Source organism: Embleya australiensis, from assembly GCF_051903075.1.
Classification (GTDB): Bacteria; Actinomycetota; Actinomycetes; order Streptomycetales; family Streptomycetaceae; genus Embleya.
Genome location: NZ_CP182422.1, coordinates 5,166,555 through 5,183,544 on the forward strand (window position 1 = coordinate 5,166,555; position 16,990 = coordinate 5,183,544).

Consider the following 16,990-nt stretch of genomic DNA (forward strand, 5'->3'; position numbering starts at 1 on the left):
CGGGTGCCACATTTAGACCCGCGAATCTGCGTGGTCATTCATTTTCAGCGTGGAGGACCCTCTCATGGCGAAGGCGCTTCTCGGTTACGTCGGTGGCCCCGATCCCCGACTGCTCGCCGAGAATCGACGGCTCCAGCAGCGTGTTCGTGACCTGGAAACGGAACTTGTCCGTGCCCAGGAGCGCAACGACGCGCTCAATGCCGCCGCTTCGGACGAGCTGCTTGCCGGCTTCGACGTCTCCACGGCGGAACCCGCGCTGTCGCGAGCGTAGGTTTGTAAGCGATAACCAGGGACGCCTTCAGGCGTCCCTTTGTCGTTTCCGACCGCGTTCCCTGTGCCTTCGGTCTCCGCACGACCCGTGTGCGGCGCGCCCGTCGACCCGCGCGCCCGGTGTTTTTGCCAACCGCCCCGTGTGTCGTCCCCGCCGATCCCCCTTGCCCGCCCACCTGCTCGCTTCCAGCGTTTGATACCCCCATACGGGGCACTCGACACGCCGACCCGTCGACGGAGCACGGCAATCGTGTGGGCACCGCCGACTACCCTTTTGTCGCGTGCACCTCAAGAGTCTGACCCTGCGTGGCTTCAAGTCCTTCGCGTCGGCGACGACGCTGCGCTTCGAGCCCGGCATCACGTGCGTGGTCGGGCCCAACGGCTCCGGCAAGTCGAACGTGGTCGACGCGCTGTCGTGGGTGATGGGCGAGCAGGGCGCCAAGGCGCTGCGCGGCGGCAAGATGGAGGACGTCATCTTCGCCGGCACCGCCGGCCGGCCGCCGCTCGGGCGGGCCGAGGTGAGCCTGACCATCGACAACACCGACGGCGCGCTGCCCATCGACTACGCCGAAGTCACCATCACCCGGCGGATGTTCCGCAACGGCGGCTCCGAGTACGAGATCAACGGCAGCACGTGCCGGCTGCTCGACATCCAGGAACTGCTCTCCGACTCCGGGATCGGTCGGGAGATGCACGTGATCGTCGGCCAGGGCCGGCTCGACTCCGTGTTGCAGGCCGACCCCACCGGGCGCCGCGCGTTCATCGAGGAGGCCGCGGGCGTCCTCAAGCATCGCAAGCGCAAGGAGAAGGCGCTGCGCAAGCTGGACGCGATGCAGGCGAACCTGAACCGGGTCCAGGACCTGACGGGCGAGCTGCGCAGGCAGCTCAAGCCGCTCGGCCGGCAGGCCCAGGTGGCCCGGCGGGCGGCGGCGATCCAGGCCGACCTGCGGGACGCGCGGCTGCGGCTGCTCGCCGACGACCTGGTCGGACTGCGACGGGCGCTGGCCGAGGAGGTCGCCGACGAGACGGCGCTGCGCGAGCGGCGCACGGTGGTCGAGCGCGAGTTGGGCGTGCTCCAGGCCCGGGAGGCCGAACTGGAGGCCGGGGTGCGGGCGATGGCGCCGCGCCTGGCCCGGGCGCAGGAGACCTGGTACACGCTGTCCGCGCTGGCCGAACGGGTGCGTGGGACGGCGGGGCTTGCGGGTCAGCGGCTGCGGCACGCGAGCGCGGCGCCGGCCGACGAGCGGCGGGGGCGCGACCCGGAGGAGATGGAGCGCGAGGCCGAACGCATCCGCGAACAGGAGGCGGAGTTGGCCGCCGCGTTGGAGTCGGCGCAGATCGAACTGGCCGAGACGGTGGAGCGGCGCGGCGAGCTGGAGCGGGCCCTGGTCGCCGAGGAGGGCCGGCTCAAGGCGGTCGCCCGGGCGCTCGCGGACCGCAGGGAGGGACTGGCCCGGCTGGTCGGACAGGTCGGCGCCGCGCGCAGCCGGGTGGCCGCCGCGGAAGCCGAGATCGGGCGACTGGCGGGCGCCCGGGACGAGGCGCGGGAGCGGGCGGTCGCGGCGCGGGAGGAGTACGAGGAGCTGCGGCTCGGGGTCGAGGGTTCGCCCGAGGACGGTGACGGCGGGTCCGGGCCTGCCGCGATCGAGGCCCGGTTGGCGGCGGCCGAGGAGGCGCTGGTCGCTGCGGAGGAGGCGTTGGCCCGGGCGCGTGACGCGGAGCAGGCGGTGGAGCGGGAGCGGTCGGCGGTGACCGCGCGCAAGGAGGCGTTGGAGCCGGCGTTGCGCCGCCGGGACGGTAGCGGTGCGCTGCTCGCGGCCGGGGACCGGCTCTCCGGCGTGCTCGGCACGGTGGCCGCGCTGATCACCGTGGAGCACGGCGCCGAGCAGGCGGTGGCGGCGGCCCTGGGGGCGGCATCGGAGGCGGTCGCGGTGGCCGGCGTGGAGCCGGCCGTGGACGCGTTGCGGCTGCTGCGCAAGGACGACGCGGGGCGGGCGGCGCTGGTGCTCGCCGGGGCCGCGGCGGAGGAGCCGGCGGCTGGGGGGCCGGAGGGGTGGCCCGCGCTGCCGGCGGACGCGGTGTATGCGACGCGGCTGGTGGTCGTGCCCGAGGCGTTGCGCGGGGCGCTGGCCGTGCTGCTCGATCGGGTCGCGGTGGTCGACGACCTCGGCGCCGCGGCGGACCTGGTCCGGGCGGTGCCCGGGGTGCGGGCGGTGACCCGGGACGGGGATCTGGTCGGCGAGGGCTTCGCGTCCGGCGGGTCGGCCGGTGCGCCGAGCCTGCTGGAGGTGCAGGCCGCGGTGGACGAGGCGGTCGCGCGGTTGGACGTGTTGACCCGGGCGTGCGCCGCGGCCAAGGACGCGCTGGCCGACGCGGTGGCGGGTCGGCGGGAGGCCGCGGCGGCGGTCGAGCGGGCCCGGGCGGAGCGGCGCGAGGCGGAGCGCCGGGTGGCCGCGGCCGCGCAGCAGCTGGGTCGGCTCGGCGGGCAGGCCCGGGCGGCGGCGGGCGAGGCCGAGCGGTTGGCGGGCGCGGTGGCCACGGCCGAGGCGGCGCGGGAGCAGGAGGAGGCGAAGGCCGAGGAGTTGGCGGCCCGCCTGGAGAGCGCCGAGGAGTACAACGCGGCCGAGGGCGACGAGGAGCCGGACCACGCCGAGCGCGATCGGCTCGCGGGCGCGGCGAGCGCCGCGCGGCAGGCCGAGATGGAGGCCCGGCTCGCGGTGCGCACCCACGAGGAGCGGGTGCGCTCGCTCGCGGGTCGGGCCGACGCGCTGGACCGCGGCGCGCGGGCGGAGCGGGAGGCGCGCGCGGCGGCCGCGCGGCGCCGGGAGCGGTTGGCGGTGGAGGCACGGATCGCGCGGGCCGTGCTCGTGGGCGCGGAGACGCTGTTGCTCCACGTCGAGGCGTCCTTGGCACGCGCCGGCGCCGAGCGCGAGGCGGCGGAGGCGGCGCGGGCCGCGTGCGAGGCGGAGCTGGCCCGCGAGCGTGGTCGGTCCCGGGAGTTCGCCGCCGAGTTGGAGAAGTTGACCGACTCGGTGCACCGGGACGAGATGTTGCGGGCGGAGAAGCGGTTGCGGGTCGAGCAGTTGGAGGCCCGGTCGTTGGAGGAGCACGGGATCGAGGCCGAGGGGCTGGTCGCCGAGTACGGCCCGGACCGCCTCGTACCCGCGTCGTTGCCGGCCGAGGGCGAGACGCGCGATCCGGATTCGGCCGAGGCGCGGCCGCGTCCGTACGTCCGGGCCGAGCAGGAGAAGCGGCTGCGCGCGGCGGAGAAGGCGCATGTACAGCTCGGCAAGGTGAATCCGCTCGCGTTGGAGGAGTTCGCCGCGCTGGAGGAGCGGCACAACTTCCTGACCGAGCAGTTGGAGGATCTGAAGAAGACCCGCCGCGATCTGATGACCGTGGTCAAGGAGGTGGACGAGCGGGTCGAGCAGGTCTTCACCGCGGCCTTCCACGACACCGCGCGGGAGTTCGTGGGGGTGTTCGCCCGGCTGTTCCCCGGTGGCGAGGGGCGGTTGGTGCTCACCGACCCGGAGGACATGCTGACCACGGGCATCGAGGTCGAGGCCCGGCCGCCGGGCAAGAAGGTCAAGCGGCTGTCGTTGTTGTCCGGCGGCGAACGTTCGCTGACCGCGGTGGCCCTGCTCGTGGCGATCTTCAAGGCCCGGCCCAGTCCGTTCTATGTGATGGACGAGGTCGAGGCGGCGCTGGACGACATGAACCTCCAGCGGCTGATCGGGATCTTCGCGGAGCTGCGGGAGAGTTCGCAGCTGATCGTGATCACCCACCAAAAGCGCACGATGGAGGTCGCCGACGCGCTCTACGGCGTCTCGATGCGCGGCGACGGCGTGACGACGGTGATCAGCCAGCGGTTGCGGCAGGAGGATCGGCGGGAGGCGACGGAGCACGCCGAGCCGATGAGCGGGGCGGTGCGCTGAGACCCGCCCGGGGCGGTGTGGTGGGCCCGGACCGGCCGAGGGCCGCGCTCCGGGGCGGAGCGCGGCCCTCGGCAGAGGCGTTACGCCGGGACGTTGCGCGGCATGACCTTGTCGTTGAACAGCTGCAGGCTGGCCCAGCCCGCGTCGATCGGCAGGCCGCCGACCAGCGGGTGCAGGATCAGCGCGTCGGTGAGACCGCCGGCCTGCCCGATCTCGACACACTCGTCGGGGGTGAGGCAGCAGTAGATGCCCTCCTCGCGCAGCGCCGCCACGGTGGTGGCCGACGACTCGACGACGGAGGCGATGTCGGGGGTCTGCCAGCCGGCGTAGGTGGTGGCCTCGTGCAGGAAGTATTCGCCGTACTCGGCCCACGCCTTGTCCGGGTCCTCGGTGCAGTAGATCATCCGGGTCTTCACCGGCGGCAGGATCGCGAAGCCGCCCTCGAAGCCCTCCTCCGCGGCGAGTTCGTAGTAGTACTGCTCCAGCTCCGGGATCGGCGCCGCCGCGTAGAACGGCAGGCGCAGCCGGACCGCGCGGCGCACGGACGCCTTCGCGGTGCCGCCGACCATGACCATCGGGTGCGGGTCGGTGAACGGCTTCGGGGTCACCCGTACGGTGGTGCCGCGGTATTCGAACGGCTCGCCGGTCCACGCCTTGAGCAGGGTCTCCAGGACCTCGTCCTGGATCTTCCCGCGCCGCTTCCACTCCTTGCCGAGCGCCGCGTACTCCTCGGGCCGGTAGCCGATGCCCGCGACGAGGGAGAGCCGGCCGCCGCTGATGTTGTCCAGGACGGCGATGTCCTCGGCGAGCCGGATCGGGTCGTAGAGCGGGGCGAGCAGCGCGCAGACGATCACGCCGATGCGTTCGGTGGCGCCGAAGATCGCGCCCGCGGTGCTCAGCGGTGACGGGCTCCAGGCGTTGTCCGCGCCGTGGTGCTCCTCCAGGCTGATCATGTCGAACCCGTTCTTGTCCGCGAAGGCCGCCATCTCGACGGTGGCCCGATAGCGGGCGGACATCTCCTGCCGGTCGAGACCGGGGAGCACCTGGTTGAACCGCAGATTCGTGACAGCCATGGACCGTGAACACCTTCCGGGTCGGGCCGAGCCGTCTCGGACACGTGTCGTCGGCCGGACGGTGCTTGGCATCGGCAAGCTATCTGACGCAGTGTCAGGATTCAACGGTCTCCGGGTGATCGCACCGCCCGCCGGGCGCGGACCCGCCGGAGGCGGCCGGTCGCGGTTCGCCGCCGGGCGGTCTGGGAGACTGGAGGTCCTATGGAGACTGTGATCCTGATCGTCGTCATTGCCCTTGTCGTCCTCGGCGCCGCCGGCTGGTTCGTGGTCGGCTCGCGCCGCAAGGGCGTCCCGCCGGCGCCGCCGCGCACGCCGGTCGAGCCGGGTGTCGGTGACGAGGCCGCGCCGAGCGTCGAGGCGCCGCGGCGTACCGTCGCCACGGTCGACCTGCCGGAGACCACGGTGGTGGTGCCGGCCGAGCCGGAACCTGCGCCGCTGGAGATTCCCGACCCCACCGCCGGCCGGCTGGTCCGGCTGCGGGCCCGGCTGGCCCGTTCGCAGACCTCGCTGGGCAAGGGGCTGCTGGCCCTGCTCGCGCGCGAGCACCTGGACGAGGACACCTGGGAGGAGATCGAGGACACCCTGCTGACCGCCGACGTCGGCGTCGCGTCCACGCAGGAGCTGGTGGACCGGCTTCGTACCCGGGTGAAGGTGCTCGGTACCCGGACGCCGGCCGATCTGCGGGCGCTGTTGCACGAGGAACTGCTCACGCTGGTCGGGCCGGACCTGGACCGTACGCTGAAGACCGCCCGGCACACCGGGGGAGAGGCGGGCGACCGGCCGGCCGTGGTGCTGGTGGTGGGCGTCAACGGGACCGGGAAGACCACCACGACGGGCAAGCTGGCCCGGGTGCTGGTGGCCGACGGGCGCAGTGTGGTGCTGGGGGCGGCGGATACGTTCCGTGCCGCGGCGGCCGACCAATTGCAGACGTGGGGCGAGCGGGTGGGCGCCCGTACCGTGCGGGGGCCGGAGGCCGGGGACCCGGCCAGCGTCGCGTTCGACGCGGTCAAGGAGGGCATCGCCGAGGGCGTGGACACGGTGCTCGTGGACACGGCCGGGCGGCTGCACACCAAGACCGGGCTGATGGACGAGCTGGGCAAGGTCAAGCGGGTGGTGGAGAAGCACGGGCCGGTGGACGAGGTGCTGCTCGTGCTGGATGCCACGACCGGGCAGAACGGGCTGGTCCAGGCTCGGGTGTTCGCGGAGGTGGTGGACATCACCGGCATCGTGCTCACGAAGCTGGACGGGACCGCCAAGGGGGGCATCGTGGTTTCGGTGCAGCGGGAGTTGGGCGTGCCGGTGAAGTTGATCGGGCTCGGGGAGGGGCCGGACGATCTGGCGCCGTTCGAGCCGTCGGCGTTCGTGGACGCGCTCATTGGGGAGTAGGCGCGGGTTGGCGCGGAGCGCGCGGGTCTTCGGGCTGCGGTTGGGCTTCGCCCGCGCCGGGGTGTCCTCAAACGCCGGACGGGCTGGATGGTTCGGGTGTCGTTTGCGCCGGAGGTCGCGGTTGGGTGGTGGCCTCCGGCCCGGTGTCCTCAAACGCCGGACGGGCTGAAGGGGTTTGGTGCCTCGGGTGCCGGAGGCTGCCGTTGGGTGGCCTCCGGCCGGGGTGTCCTCAAACGCCGGACGGGCTGAGAGCTGGGTGCTTTGGGTGTTTGAGGCTGCCGATTGTGGTGGCCTCCGGGCCGGTGTCCTCAAGTGCCGGACGGGCTGATGGGGTTTGGGTTTCAGGGGACCGGAGGTTGCGGCTTTTGGGGGCTCCGTGGCGGCCGGGTGGATTGGTCAGGAGGCCAGCCACAGGGATCGGCCTGTGGGGGGTGTGTCGTGGCGGTGGCAGGTGTAGGCGAGGGTGCCCAGGAGTAGGCGGGCTTCGGGGAGGATTGGGGTGCCTGGGGCCGGGGGGCGGATCCATTCGACCGGGCCGAGCAGGCCCATGGGGGATGGTGGGGCGAAGACGTAGTCGCCCGTGCCGTGGCAGCGTAGGTCCAGGTCGGCGTCGTCCCAGCCCATTTGGTAGAGCAGGTGCGGGAGTTCGGCGGCGGCTCCGGGGGCGACCAGGAACGCCAGCCGGCCGGTCGGGGTGGCCAGGACCGGGCCCAGCGGGGTGCCCATACGTTCCAGGCGTGCCAGCGCCCGCGCGCCCGCCGCGCGCGGCACGCTGATCGCGTCGAAGACCCGACCCGTGGGGACCACCACGGTGCTGTCCGGCCACTGCGACCACAGGTAGCGCACCGCCGCCGGCGACGCGGTGGCCCGTTCGGACCAGCGCGGGTCGGCCGGGTGCATGCCCGGCGCGGCACACGTACGACGGCCGCACGAACAGTGGGTGCCGCGTCCGTCGCGGACCAGATGTGCCCCCTGGGCCACCGGCCAGCCGCGTTCCTCCGCGAACTCGGCCACCGCCTGCCACAGTGCGGCCCGCGTGCGCCGGCGCGATCCGAGCATGATGTCCATGTCCTCCCCAACGGCACTCATTACTTTTGGTTACGCTGTGACCGCATAAGGTCACCTCGACGATCGTGGTGTCCGCACGATATGAACGGCGGCAACGGGCAGCCGTCGGTGACACCGCGTCGCCGATCAGTCAAACGTGGCCTCCCCCGTAGCGCGTCCCGGGCGCGCGGGGTGGCGAAGCGTGGCGTTTGCGATATCGACCGGCACCTGCGCGCGAGTCGGAATACGTTCGGCGAACGGGCCTGCGCGTACGGTTTCCCATCGGGGCCCGACGCCTGACCGGCCGGACCGCTGAGGGCATGGGGGCGATGCGGTGGCGACGACGCGAGCGCGGGACGGCGGGTGCGCCGACGAACCCGAGCCGGACGGCGGGCGGCAGCCCAACGATCGGCTCTCGGCCTGGTTCGCGCGCAGCGGCTGGTCGAAGGGCGAACTGGCGCGCCAGGTGAACCGCCATGCGAAGGCGATGTCCGCCCCGCACGTCAGCACCGACACCTCGCGGGTGCGCCGCTGGCTGGACGGCGAGCAGCCGCGCGAGCCGATACCGCAGATCCTGGCAGAGCTGTTCACCCGGCGCTTCGGGCGTGTGGTCAGCATCGACGAACTCGGGCTGCGCGAGCCGGACGAGCCGCACGGCGACTTCGGCGTGGACCTGCCGTGGACCTTCGAGACGGTGGTGGACATCCTCGGCGAGTACACGCGCGGCGATCTGCTGCTGGGCCGCCAGGAGTTCGTCGGCCCCGCGCTGCGGCTGGCCGCGGGTCGGGACCTGGTGGAGCCGTTGCAGCGCTGGTCGGCGCCGCTGCCGGTATCGCTCCCCGCGGTGGTCCCGGGCCGCCCGGCGAGCGCACGGGGCGTGAGGCCGAGGCGCTTCGCGCGGCTGCCGGCCGGTGCGACCGAGCACCTGGACGAGACGGTCCGGCTGTTTCGGCGCTGGGACATGCAGGGCGGCGGCGGACTGCGGCGCAAGGCGGTGATCGGGCAGCTCAACGGGCTCACCGACCTGCTGCGCGACGAACATCCGCCCGCCGTGCGCGCCCGGCTGCTCGGGCTGACCGCCGAACTCGCGCTGCTGGCCGGGTGGATGTCCTACGACACCGGCCTGCAGCCGGGCGCGCAGAAGTACATGGTGCTCGCGCTGCACGCGGCGAAGGAGTGCGACGACGCGCCGTTCGGGGCCAATGTGCTCGGGGTGATGTCGCGGCAGATGATCCACTACGAACTGTCCGAGGATGCACTGGAGTTGATCCACCTGGCGCAGTACGGCAGCCGGGACACGGGCAGTACCGCGCTCCAGGCGATGTTGTACGCGCTGGAGGGCCGGGCGTATGCCGCGCTCGGCGACGCGGACCGATGCCGGCGCGCGCTGGGGCTGGCCGAACAGGCGCTGGCCGACACCAGGGCGGAGTTCGAGCCGGACTGGATCCGCTACTTCGACCGGGCCGAACTGCTCGCCGAGAGCGGTCACGCGTTCCGGGATCTCGCCTACACCAGACCGGGGTTCGTGGCCCCGGCGAAGGAGCGGCTGGGCGAGGCGGTGCGGCTGCTCCAGGGCACCGGCGAGTACGTGCGCAGCCTGGCGCTTGCCCGGGTGGGGCTGGCCACCGTGTTCCTGATCGAGCGCAACCCGGGGGCTGCGGTGGAACAGGCCGCAGCGGCCCTGGAGATAGCCTTCCGGGTGCGCTCGGAGCGGCTGATCGTACGGTTGCGGCGCACCGTCGAGGCATTGGTGGGCGCCTTCCCGGCGGACGCGGCGGTGCGCGCGCTGGCCGCCCGGGTGGCGCGAGAGCTGCCCGAGGCGCCGTTTCCCACCGCGTGACGCGCGTCGGCCCCCTCCCACACCCGGGAGGGGGCCGACGCGCGCGAGGGTTCGGCGACTACTTGAACCCGATCCGGTCCATGAAGAAGACGCCGGTGTTGAACTGCACGACGCCGGTGATCTTCTTGTTGGAGATCACCGCGATCGAGGACTCCGCGTAGGTCCACGCCGGCAGGTCGGCGACCATCGCCTTGCTCAGGTCCGAGGCGGCCTTCTTGCGCACGGCCGGGTCGGTGGAGTTGCGGCCGGTCAGCAGCGCGGCGTCCACCGCGTCGCTCTTCCAGCCGACGAAGTTGGTCGGGCTCTTGGAGAACCAGTTGTTGAAGGTCACCGGTTCGGGGTCGGCCAGCCACTGCTGGAAGAGCATCGCCTGGAAGTCCTTGCGGAACGCGTACTTCTCGACGTACGCGCCGATCTCCAGCGGCTCCAGCTTCATCGACACGTTCTTGTAGTCGGCCAGCTGGGTCTGCATCCACTCGGCGACCTTGATCGACGACGGGTTCTGCGGCAGCAGGTAGGTGAACTCGACCTTCTTGCCCTCCCGTTCCAGCTCGTCGAAGAGCTGCTTGGCCTTGGCCTTGTCCGGTGCGGCCTGCACGGCGGCCGGGTCGTAGAACGGCGACTTCTGGGCGAAGAAGCCCTTCGCCGGCACGTAGCCGTTGGCGAGCGTCTTGGGGATGCCGGCCGGGTCCAGGGCCAGCGTGATCGCCTGACGCGCCCGCAGGTCGTCGAACGGCGGCCGGGTCATGTTGAACTGGATCATCTGGCCGCCGTCGACCGTGCGCTGGACGACGCCGATCTCCTTCTCCGCCTGCGCGATGGTGGCGTTGTCGGAGCTGACGAACACGTCGGCGCCACCGCTGGTGACGGTGCTGTACTGCTGCTTGATGTCCGGCACGTTCTTGATCGTCAGCTTGTCCAGCTTGGGCAGACCCTTGTCCTTCTGCCAGTACTTTTCGTTCTTGACGAAGACCTGCTGGCTGCCGCGCGTCCAGCTCTCCAGCTTGAACGGCCCCGCGCCCACGGGCCGGTTGCGGTACTCGTCCGGACCCTTGGCCAGCGAGGCGGGCGAGGCGATGTAGGTCAGGTCGATCGCGATCGCCCGGTCGAGGTTGGCGTTCGGCATGCCGAGCGGGGTGATCTCGATGGTGTTCGGGTCGACCACCTTGGTGGTCAGCCCGGCGGCGATCTGGCGGTGCAGGGACTGTACGTCGGCCTTGGCGTGCATGTCCCAGTTGGTTTTGACCGCCTCGGCGTTCAGCGGCGTGCCGTCGGAGAACACGACCCCGGGACGGAGCTTGAGCAGCCACGTCTTGCCGTTGTCCGCGGTGGTCAGCGCCTCGCCCAGGTGCGGCTTGACCGAGTTGTCCTTGTCTATGTAGAACAGCGGGTCGTACAGCGCCGCCAGGCGCGGCTCGTCCGCCACCGCGACCGAGGATGCCTTGAACGGGTCGAGCGAGGCGGAGTCCTGGACGGCCAGCATGGTCATGCCGCCACCGGACTTGGCCTCGCCCTGGACCGCGGACTGATTGCCGCCCGAGGACTTCGAGTCGTCCGAACCGCCACACGCGGTGGCCGTGATGCCGAGAGCCAGCGTCATCGAGACCAGAGCAGTGCGACGTGCGGTCGTGCGTCGTGCAGACAACGTTCTTGCCACCTCCGCCGGGGAACAACACAAGTGGTGCCGGGAGCCTTGAGCGTGGAGCGTGGAGCGGGGACTGCCGAATCGGTACTGCGTGCGGCACACCGTAGATCCACTCGGCGCAACATGCACGACCTGTACGCCGATCTGTTACATCGTTACAGGCAGTCGTTGAATCGTGTCGGAATCTCGCCCCGCACGGCCCCGCGGAACCGGCCGGGAAGCCCGTCCGCGATGTGCGAACGGGCCTCCCGGACACCGTCGGTGACGATGCGTCGGATCCGGCCGGGGTCGATCCGGCGCGCGGGATCGGCTACTTCAGCCCGACCCGGTCCATCAGCATGCCACCGTCCTGGACGCCGACCACACCCACGGCCCGGGGGCCGGAGATGATGTTGGTGACCGCCTCCTGGTAGGCGAGCATCGGCAGATCCTTGACCAGCGCCTTCTGCAGATCCGCGTAGGCGGCCTTGCGCACCGTCTCGTCGGTGGTGGAGCGGCCCTTGATCAGCGCCGCGTCCGCCTCGGGGCTCTTGTAGCCGGTGAAGTTCAGCGGGGTCTGCGAGAACAGGCTGTTGAACAGGATCGGTTCCGGGTCGCTCGACCAGATCTGGTAGAGCGCGGCGGTGTAGTTCTTCTGCACCGTCAGTCGCAGGTAGTAACTGCCGACCTCGGCCTTGTCGAGCTTGACCTCGACGTTCTTGAAGGCGTTCAGCGCCGTCATGGTGTACTCGGAGGTCGCGTTGGAGGTCGGGTTCTCCGGGACCAGGTAGTTGAACTTGACCGGCTTGCCCTCGCCTGCCAACTCGTCGAAGAGCTTTTGCGCCTCGACCTTGTTCGGGCTCGGCTGCACGGCGGTGGAGTCGGTGAAGTTCTTGCCGCTGTGGAAGATGCTCTTGGCCGGGGTCGCCGTGCCCGCGAACATCTTCTGGTTCAGGTCGGCCGGGTCGAGCGCGAGCGCGACCGCACGGCGGGCGCGCGGGTCGTCGAACGGCGCCTGTGAGGTGTTGAACACGATCATCTGGCCGCCGTCGAGGGTGAACGGGGTGACGCCCAGGCCCGCTTCCTGGGCGGCCTTGGTCTTTTGCGCGTCGATCGTGAAGGTGATGTCGGCGCCGCCGGCCTTGATCGTGTCGACCTGCTGCTTGACGTCGTTGACCACCTTGATGGTCAGCGTGTCCAGATACGGTTTGTCCGCGCCCTGCCAGTAGTTGGGGTTCTTCTCGAACACCATCTGGCTGTCCCGGTTCCAGGTCTTGAGGATGAACGGGCCCGCGCCGACCGGCCGTTCGCCCTTCGGGTCGATCCCGTACTGCTTGGGCGACTCGATGTAGGACAACTCCGTGGCCACGGTGCGGTCGAAGTTGGCGTTCGGCATCGGCAGGGTGACTCTGAGCGTGAGCGGGTCGGCCACCTCCAACCCCAGGCCGGACGCGGCCGGGCGGTGCTGGCTGAGCACCTCCGGCTTGGCGTGCATCTCCCAGTTGAACTTGACCGCCGCGGCGTCCAGCGGGGTGCCGTCGCTGAACTTGACGTTCGGCTTGACCTTGAGCTCCCAGGTCTTGCCGCCGTCGTCGCTCTTCAGGCTCTCGCCGATCTGCGGGACGACCTTGTTCTGCGTGTTGTCCACGTAGAACAGCGCGTCGTAGACCGCGAGCATGCGGTTGAGGTCGGTGACCGCCGCGTAGGACGCGTTGAACGGCGTCATGCTGCGGGCGTCGGACACGGTCAGCAGGGTGAGGTTGCCACCCTTCTTCGCGCCCGCCGAGGCGTTCGGGTCCGCCTTTCCGCCCGGGGCGTCGTCACCGCCGCCGCACGCGGCGAGGGTCAGGGCCAGGACCGAGGCGCCGGCGAGGGTCGCCGTACGCCGTCGTGCGATGGTGCCGTGGTGCTTGCTCATGTGACTCCTCCGTTGTCACAAGGCACACCGGTCCCCGTTCGGACCGGATGTGGTGGTGCGGTGGTGCACGGCCGGGTGGTGCCGGCGGCGCCCGAAGCGCGGCGTCGTGGCGGCCACCCGGCCGGGTCTGTGGGGTCAGCCGTCCATCAGCGCCGCCCGATGGCGTCGAAGTGGATCAGCCCGTCGTTGTACAGCTGGATCCCGACCACGTCGGAGCGGTGGACCGCGCCGATCACCGCCGACGAGTAGACCCAGAACGGCAGATCACGATTGACCTGGTTCTGCAGTCGGGTGTAGGCGTCGCGTCGCGAGGCGGCGTCGGTGGAGCGTCGGCCGTCCTCCAGGGCGGCGTCCACGACGTCGTTGGCGTAACCGGTGATATTGCTCAACCCGGCTTTGCTGTACAGGAACTGATAGATCGTCGGTTCCACGTCGTCGGCCCACAGCTGACACACCGTGGCGTCGAAGTCGTTGCCGGCCAGCCGGGTCACCAGCGAGGCCATGTCGGTGACCTCGACGATCACGGTCACGCCCGGATAGCCCTCCAGGGTCTGCCGGATGTATTCGGCGGTGTCCCGCATCTTGCCCGCGTCGGGCACCAGATAGCGGAAGACGAACGATTTCTTCCCGTTCGCGGTGATCTGCGCGAACAGCGCCCTGGCCTCCTCCGGTCGGTTCTCCGGTGCGGCCAGGTTGACGTTCGCCAGCGGCGAGGAGGCGTCGAAAATGCCCCGCGCCGAGTCGTCCCGGCCGCCGTAGAAGCGCCGATTGATCTCCGTACTGCTCAGCGCGAGCGCCACCGCCCGGCGGGCGTTCGGGTCCTGGAAGGGGCCCTTGCGCACGTTGAAGGCGACCATCAGGCCGCCGTTGAGCCGGGCGTCCTCGACGACGAGCCCGTCCGCGCGAGCCTGGGCGATGCTCTGCGGATCGGTGCTCAGCGTGAGGTCGGCCCGCTTCGCGCGGATCGTCTTGTTGCCCGACTCCGCGTCCTTGTCGACCCGGAAGACCACCTCGTCCAGATAGGGGCGATCGTGTTGCCAGTACTGGGGGTTGCGCTCCAGACGCAGCTCCCTGCCCGGCTCCCAGCTCTTGAGCTTGAACGGGCCCGCGCCGACCGGCGCGTGCTTGAGCTCGAAGCGGCCCTCCGGGGTGGCGGCCAGTCGCCGGGGTGCCACGAACGAGAGGTTGCGGGCGACCGTGTGGTCGAAGTTCGCATTGGGAGACGGGAGTTCGATCTTCAGCTGGAGCGCCGACACCTCGGTCAGCTGCACCTTCTGCAGCGGGCCGCCGACCAGCGAACGCACCGAAGGGTCGCGATGCGCCTCCCAGTTGGCCTTGACCGTGCCGGCGTCGAGCAGGCTGCCGTCGGTGAAGCGCACGTCCGGGCGCAGCGTCAGCGTCCAGATCCGCGAGGTCTGGTCCGACACCAGCGACTCGGCCAGTTTCGGGCGCACCCCGCCGGTGGTCGGATCGGTCCACACGAGGACGTCGTACAGCGCGGAGAGACGGTTCGAGTCGGCGATGCTGGAGTAGGACGCGGTGAACGGATCGAGCCCGCGTTCCTCGCCCGGCATCAGGATCGTCACCGAACCGCCGTGTGGGGGCTCGTCGGACGAGCCCTTGGAGTCGGACGAGCCCAGCCCGCAACCCGCCGCGGCCAACGCCGTCGCCGCCGCGAGCGCGAGGGCGAGCGAGAGCCGGCGGCGCGGGCCCCGGCGTCCTGGTGGTAAGGGTGTCTTCTTATCGGGTACCACTGCCAGCCTACCTACCTATCACTGTGGGGTTCGAACGTGCGTCGTGCGTCGGTGCAGTCGTTCCAAAAGTGCGGTAGCGCTGTGGTGCGAGGGCGCGGATCGGCGGAGGGATCGGGCCCGTCCGCGGTTCGGGGGAGGGACGGACCCGGATGCGCCGGGGGCGTCCCGCCCGGATTCACGGATTCCGGGCGGGACGAGGTGGAACGACTAGCCGGTGGTTCCGATCCGGTCCCACAGGACGATCCCGTCGTTCATCAGCTGGACGCCGGTGATCCTGGGGGCGTAGATCGCGGCGGTGACCGCTTCCTGGTAGACCCAGAACGGCATGTCCTTGTTCACCTGCAGCTGTACACGCGTGTACGCGTCACGTCGGGCCGCGGGGTCGGTCGTCTTGCGCGCGTCCTCGAGCGCGGTGTCGACCGAGGCGTTCTCGTAACCGCTGTTGTTCGTCATGCTCTTGCCGTGCAGGAGATCGTAGATGCCCGGCTCCGGGTCGTCGATCCACTGCTGTCCGAGGGCGGCCTGCCACTCGGTGCTGCCGCCGCCGCGGACGGTCTTGACGTAGGTCGCGATGTCGACGACCTTGACCTCCATCTCGACGCCGGCATACGTGCCGAGCACCTGCTTCATGTACTCCGCGACCCGGATCGAGGCCGGCGCCTGCGGCACCCAGTACGTGAACTTGATCGGCTTGGTGCCGTTCGCGGTGACGTCGTCGAAGAGTTCCTTCGCCCGCTGCTTGTCGTTCTCCGACGCGGCCAGCTGGATGTTGGCGACGGGGGAGGACGCCGCGAAGATGCCCTTGGCGGGGATGCCCTTGGCGCCGAAGAACTTCTGGTTGATCTCGGCGCCGCTGAACGCGAAGACGAACGCGCGGCGGGCGCGCAGGTCCTTGAACGGCGCGACGTTCATGTTGAACACGACCATCTGGCCGCCGTTGAGGCCGATCCGCAACACGCCGAGCTTCTTGTCCTCGCCCTGCGCGACGGCGAGGGGGTCCACCGCGACGGTGAGATCGGTCTTGCCGTCGTCGACCGCCGCCACTGAGTGGGTGACGTCCGTGTCGACGGTGATGGTCAGGTTGTCCAGGTGCGGCAGCCCCTTCTCGCGCTGCCAGTAGTCGGGGTTGCGGGTGAAGGTCTGCTTGACCCCACGCTCCCACGCCACCAGCTTGTAGGGGCCCGCGCCGACCGGCTTGTCGGCGATTCCGGTCGGGCTGGCCCGCAGTGCGGTGGGCGAGGCGATGAAGGCGAGCGAACGGGTCACCAGGTGGTCGAAGTTCGCGTTCTCGGAGATCAGTTTGATGTCGAGCGTGAGCGGGTCGCTGACGGTGAGCGAGAGGATGTTGCTCGCCGCGCCCCGCTGGAAGGAACCGATCTTGGGGTCCTTGTGCCGGTCCCAGTTGAAGCGGACCGCCTCGGCGTCCAACACCGTGCCGTCGCTGAACTTCACGTTGGGGCGGAGCTTGAGTCGCCACGTGTCGGCTTTGCTGCCGAGGACGGCCAGCGACTCGGCGAGCTGCGGGCGCACGCTGCCGGTGGTGGGATCGGTCCACACCAGCGAGTCGTACAGCGCGGACATCCGACTTCCGTCGGCGACGTTCACGTACGAGGTGGAGAAGGGGTCCAGGCTCGTGGAGTCGCCCGGGAGGCTCATCGTGAGCGAGCCGCCCTGCTTGGGCGTGCCCGCGGCCGACGGTTTGGTGTCGTCGTCGTTCCCGCAGCCGGCGAGGCCGCCGGCCAGCGCGGTCGCCGCGAGCAGCGCGACTATTCGGCGGCGGGTACGACACGAGGATCGAAGGGACAACAGGGAAGTACGAGTCACTGCAAGGCCAACCTTCACCTGACGGACCGTCCGGGCAACCGGGCCCGGGCGGCGGACGTGCTTGGTGCCGGGGGCGCCGGCCGACTCGGGGGGAGAGGGCGACGGTGCCCCGGGTGGAGCATGGTGGTGCGTCCGTGCGGTTGTGCGGTCGTGCGGTGGTACGGGGTGTACGGGAGTACTCGACTGTCTGCGACCTGGAGACGAGATGCGTGAAGGCCGGGAATCGAGGAATGATTCCCGGCCTCCACGAACCGACTGGTAAGGGCGCCGTCCCTTTCTACTGCCTTCCGGCGAACGGGTCCATCAAGATCGGGTCACC

At 70.7% G+C, this 16,990-nt stretch carries 10 protein-coding genes; 4 read left to right on the plus strand and 6 right to left on the minus strand.

Annotated features, from left to right (window positions below; genetic code table 11):
- Positions 1–64 precede the first annotated feature (64 nt).
- Positions 65–271, plus strand: a complete 207-nt coding sequence (locus ACMXN5_RS22535; RefSeq protein ID WP_379995249.1) for a hypothetical protein — start codon at positions 65–67, stop codon at positions 269–271.
- A 280-nt stretch (positions 272–551) separates the two neighbouring features.
- Entirely contained in the window at positions 552–4,205 is a 3,654-nt protein-coding gene (smc, locus tag ACMXN5_RS22540) for a chromosome segregation protein SMC (protein WP_439676703.1), read from the plus strand.
- Between the two features lie 80 nt (positions 4,206–4,285).
- Here smc and ACMXN5_RS22545 read toward each other — a convergent pair whose 3' ends face one another.
- A complete protein-coding gene (locus ACMXN5_RS22545) occupies positions 4,286–5,278 on the minus strand; it encodes an LLM class flavin-dependent oxidoreductase (protein WP_395788052.1) in 993 nt (330 codons plus the stop codon).
- A 201-nt stretch (positions 5,279–5,479) separates the two neighbouring features.
- Here ACMXN5_RS22545 and ftsY point away from each other — a divergent pair, with 201 nt between their 5' ends.
- Complete coding sequence (gene ftsY / locus ACMXN5_RS22550) at positions 5,480–6,664, plus strand: signal recognition particle-docking protein FtsY (protein WP_439676704.1); 1,185 nt, start codon at positions 5,480–5,482, stop codon at positions 6,662–6,664.
- Between the two features lie 396 nt (positions 6,665–7,060).
- On the opposite strand, the gene ACMXN5_RS22555 is transcribed toward ftsY, so the two are convergent.
- Entirely contained in the window at positions 7,061–7,753 is a 693-nt protein-coding gene (locus ACMXN5_RS22555) for a bifunctional DNA primase/polymerase (protein WP_439676705.1), read from the minus strand.
- Between the two features lie 292 nt (positions 7,754–8,045).
- On the opposite strand from ACMXN5_RS22555, the gene ACMXN5_RS22560 reads away from it, so the two are divergent.
- Positions 8,046–9,551 (plus strand): hypothetical protein, encoded by a 1,506-nt coding sequence (locus tag ACMXN5_RS22560; protein ID WP_439676706.1) that lies wholly within the window; start codon positions 8,046–8,048, stop codon positions 9,549–9,551.
- A gap of 58 nt (positions 9,552–9,609) precedes the next feature.
- Here the strand turns inward: ACMXN5_RS22560 and ACMXN5_RS22565 are convergent, their stop codons facing one another.
- From ACMXN5_RS22565 to ACMXN5_RS22580, 4 genes are all read right to left on the minus strand, one after another.
- On the minus strand, positions 9,610–11,151 hold the full coding sequence (locus ACMXN5_RS22565; RefSeq protein WP_439676707.1) for an ABC transporter substrate-binding protein: 1,542 nt from the start codon (positions 11,149–11,151) through the stop codon (positions 9,610–9,612).
- A gap of 355 nt (positions 11,152–11,506) precedes the next feature.
- A complete protein-coding gene (locus ACMXN5_RS22570; RefSeq protein ID WP_439676708.1) occupies positions 11,507–13,093 on the minus strand; it encodes an ABC transporter substrate-binding protein in 1,587 nt (528 codons plus the stop codon).
- Between the two features lie 146 nt (positions 13,094–13,239).
- Complete coding sequence (locus ACMXN5_RS22575; protein ID WP_439676709.1) at positions 13,240–14,847, minus strand: ABC transporter substrate-binding protein; 1,608 nt, start codon at positions 14,845–14,847, stop codon at positions 13,240–13,242.
- Positions 14,848–15,054: 207 nt separating this feature from the next.
- Positions 15,055–16,671 (minus strand): ABC transporter substrate-binding protein, encoded by a 1,617-nt coding sequence (locus tag ACMXN5_RS22580; protein WP_439676710.1) that lies wholly within the window; start codon positions 16,669–16,671, stop codon positions 15,055–15,057.
- Positions 16,672–16,990: the final 319 nt, after the last annotated feature.

Coding starts and splice junctions, on each gene's coding strand:
- ACMXN5_RS22535 (WP_379995249.1), top strand. CDS start 65: ATGGCGAAGGCGCTTCTCGGTTACGTCGGTGGCCCCGATCCCCGACTG.
- ACMXN5_RS22545 (WP_395788052.1), bottom strand. CDS start 5,278: ATGGCTGTCACGAATCTGCGGTTCAACCAGGTGCTCCCCGGTCTCGAC.
- ftsY (WP_439676704.1), top strand. CDS start 5,480: ATGGAGACTGTGATCCTGATCGTCGTCATTGCCCTTGTCGTCCTCGGC.
- ACMXN5_RS22555 (WP_439676705.1), bottom strand. CDS start 7,753: ATGAGTGCCGTTGGGGAGGACATGGACATCATGCTCGGATCGCGCCGG.
- ACMXN5_RS22565 (WP_439676707.1), bottom strand. CDS start 11,151: ATGACGCTGGCTCTCGGCATCACGGCCACCGCGTGTGGCGGTTCGGAC.
- ACMXN5_RS22570 (WP_439676708.1), bottom strand. CDS start 13,093: ATGAGCAAGCACCACGGCACCATCGCACGACGGCGTACGGCGACCCTC.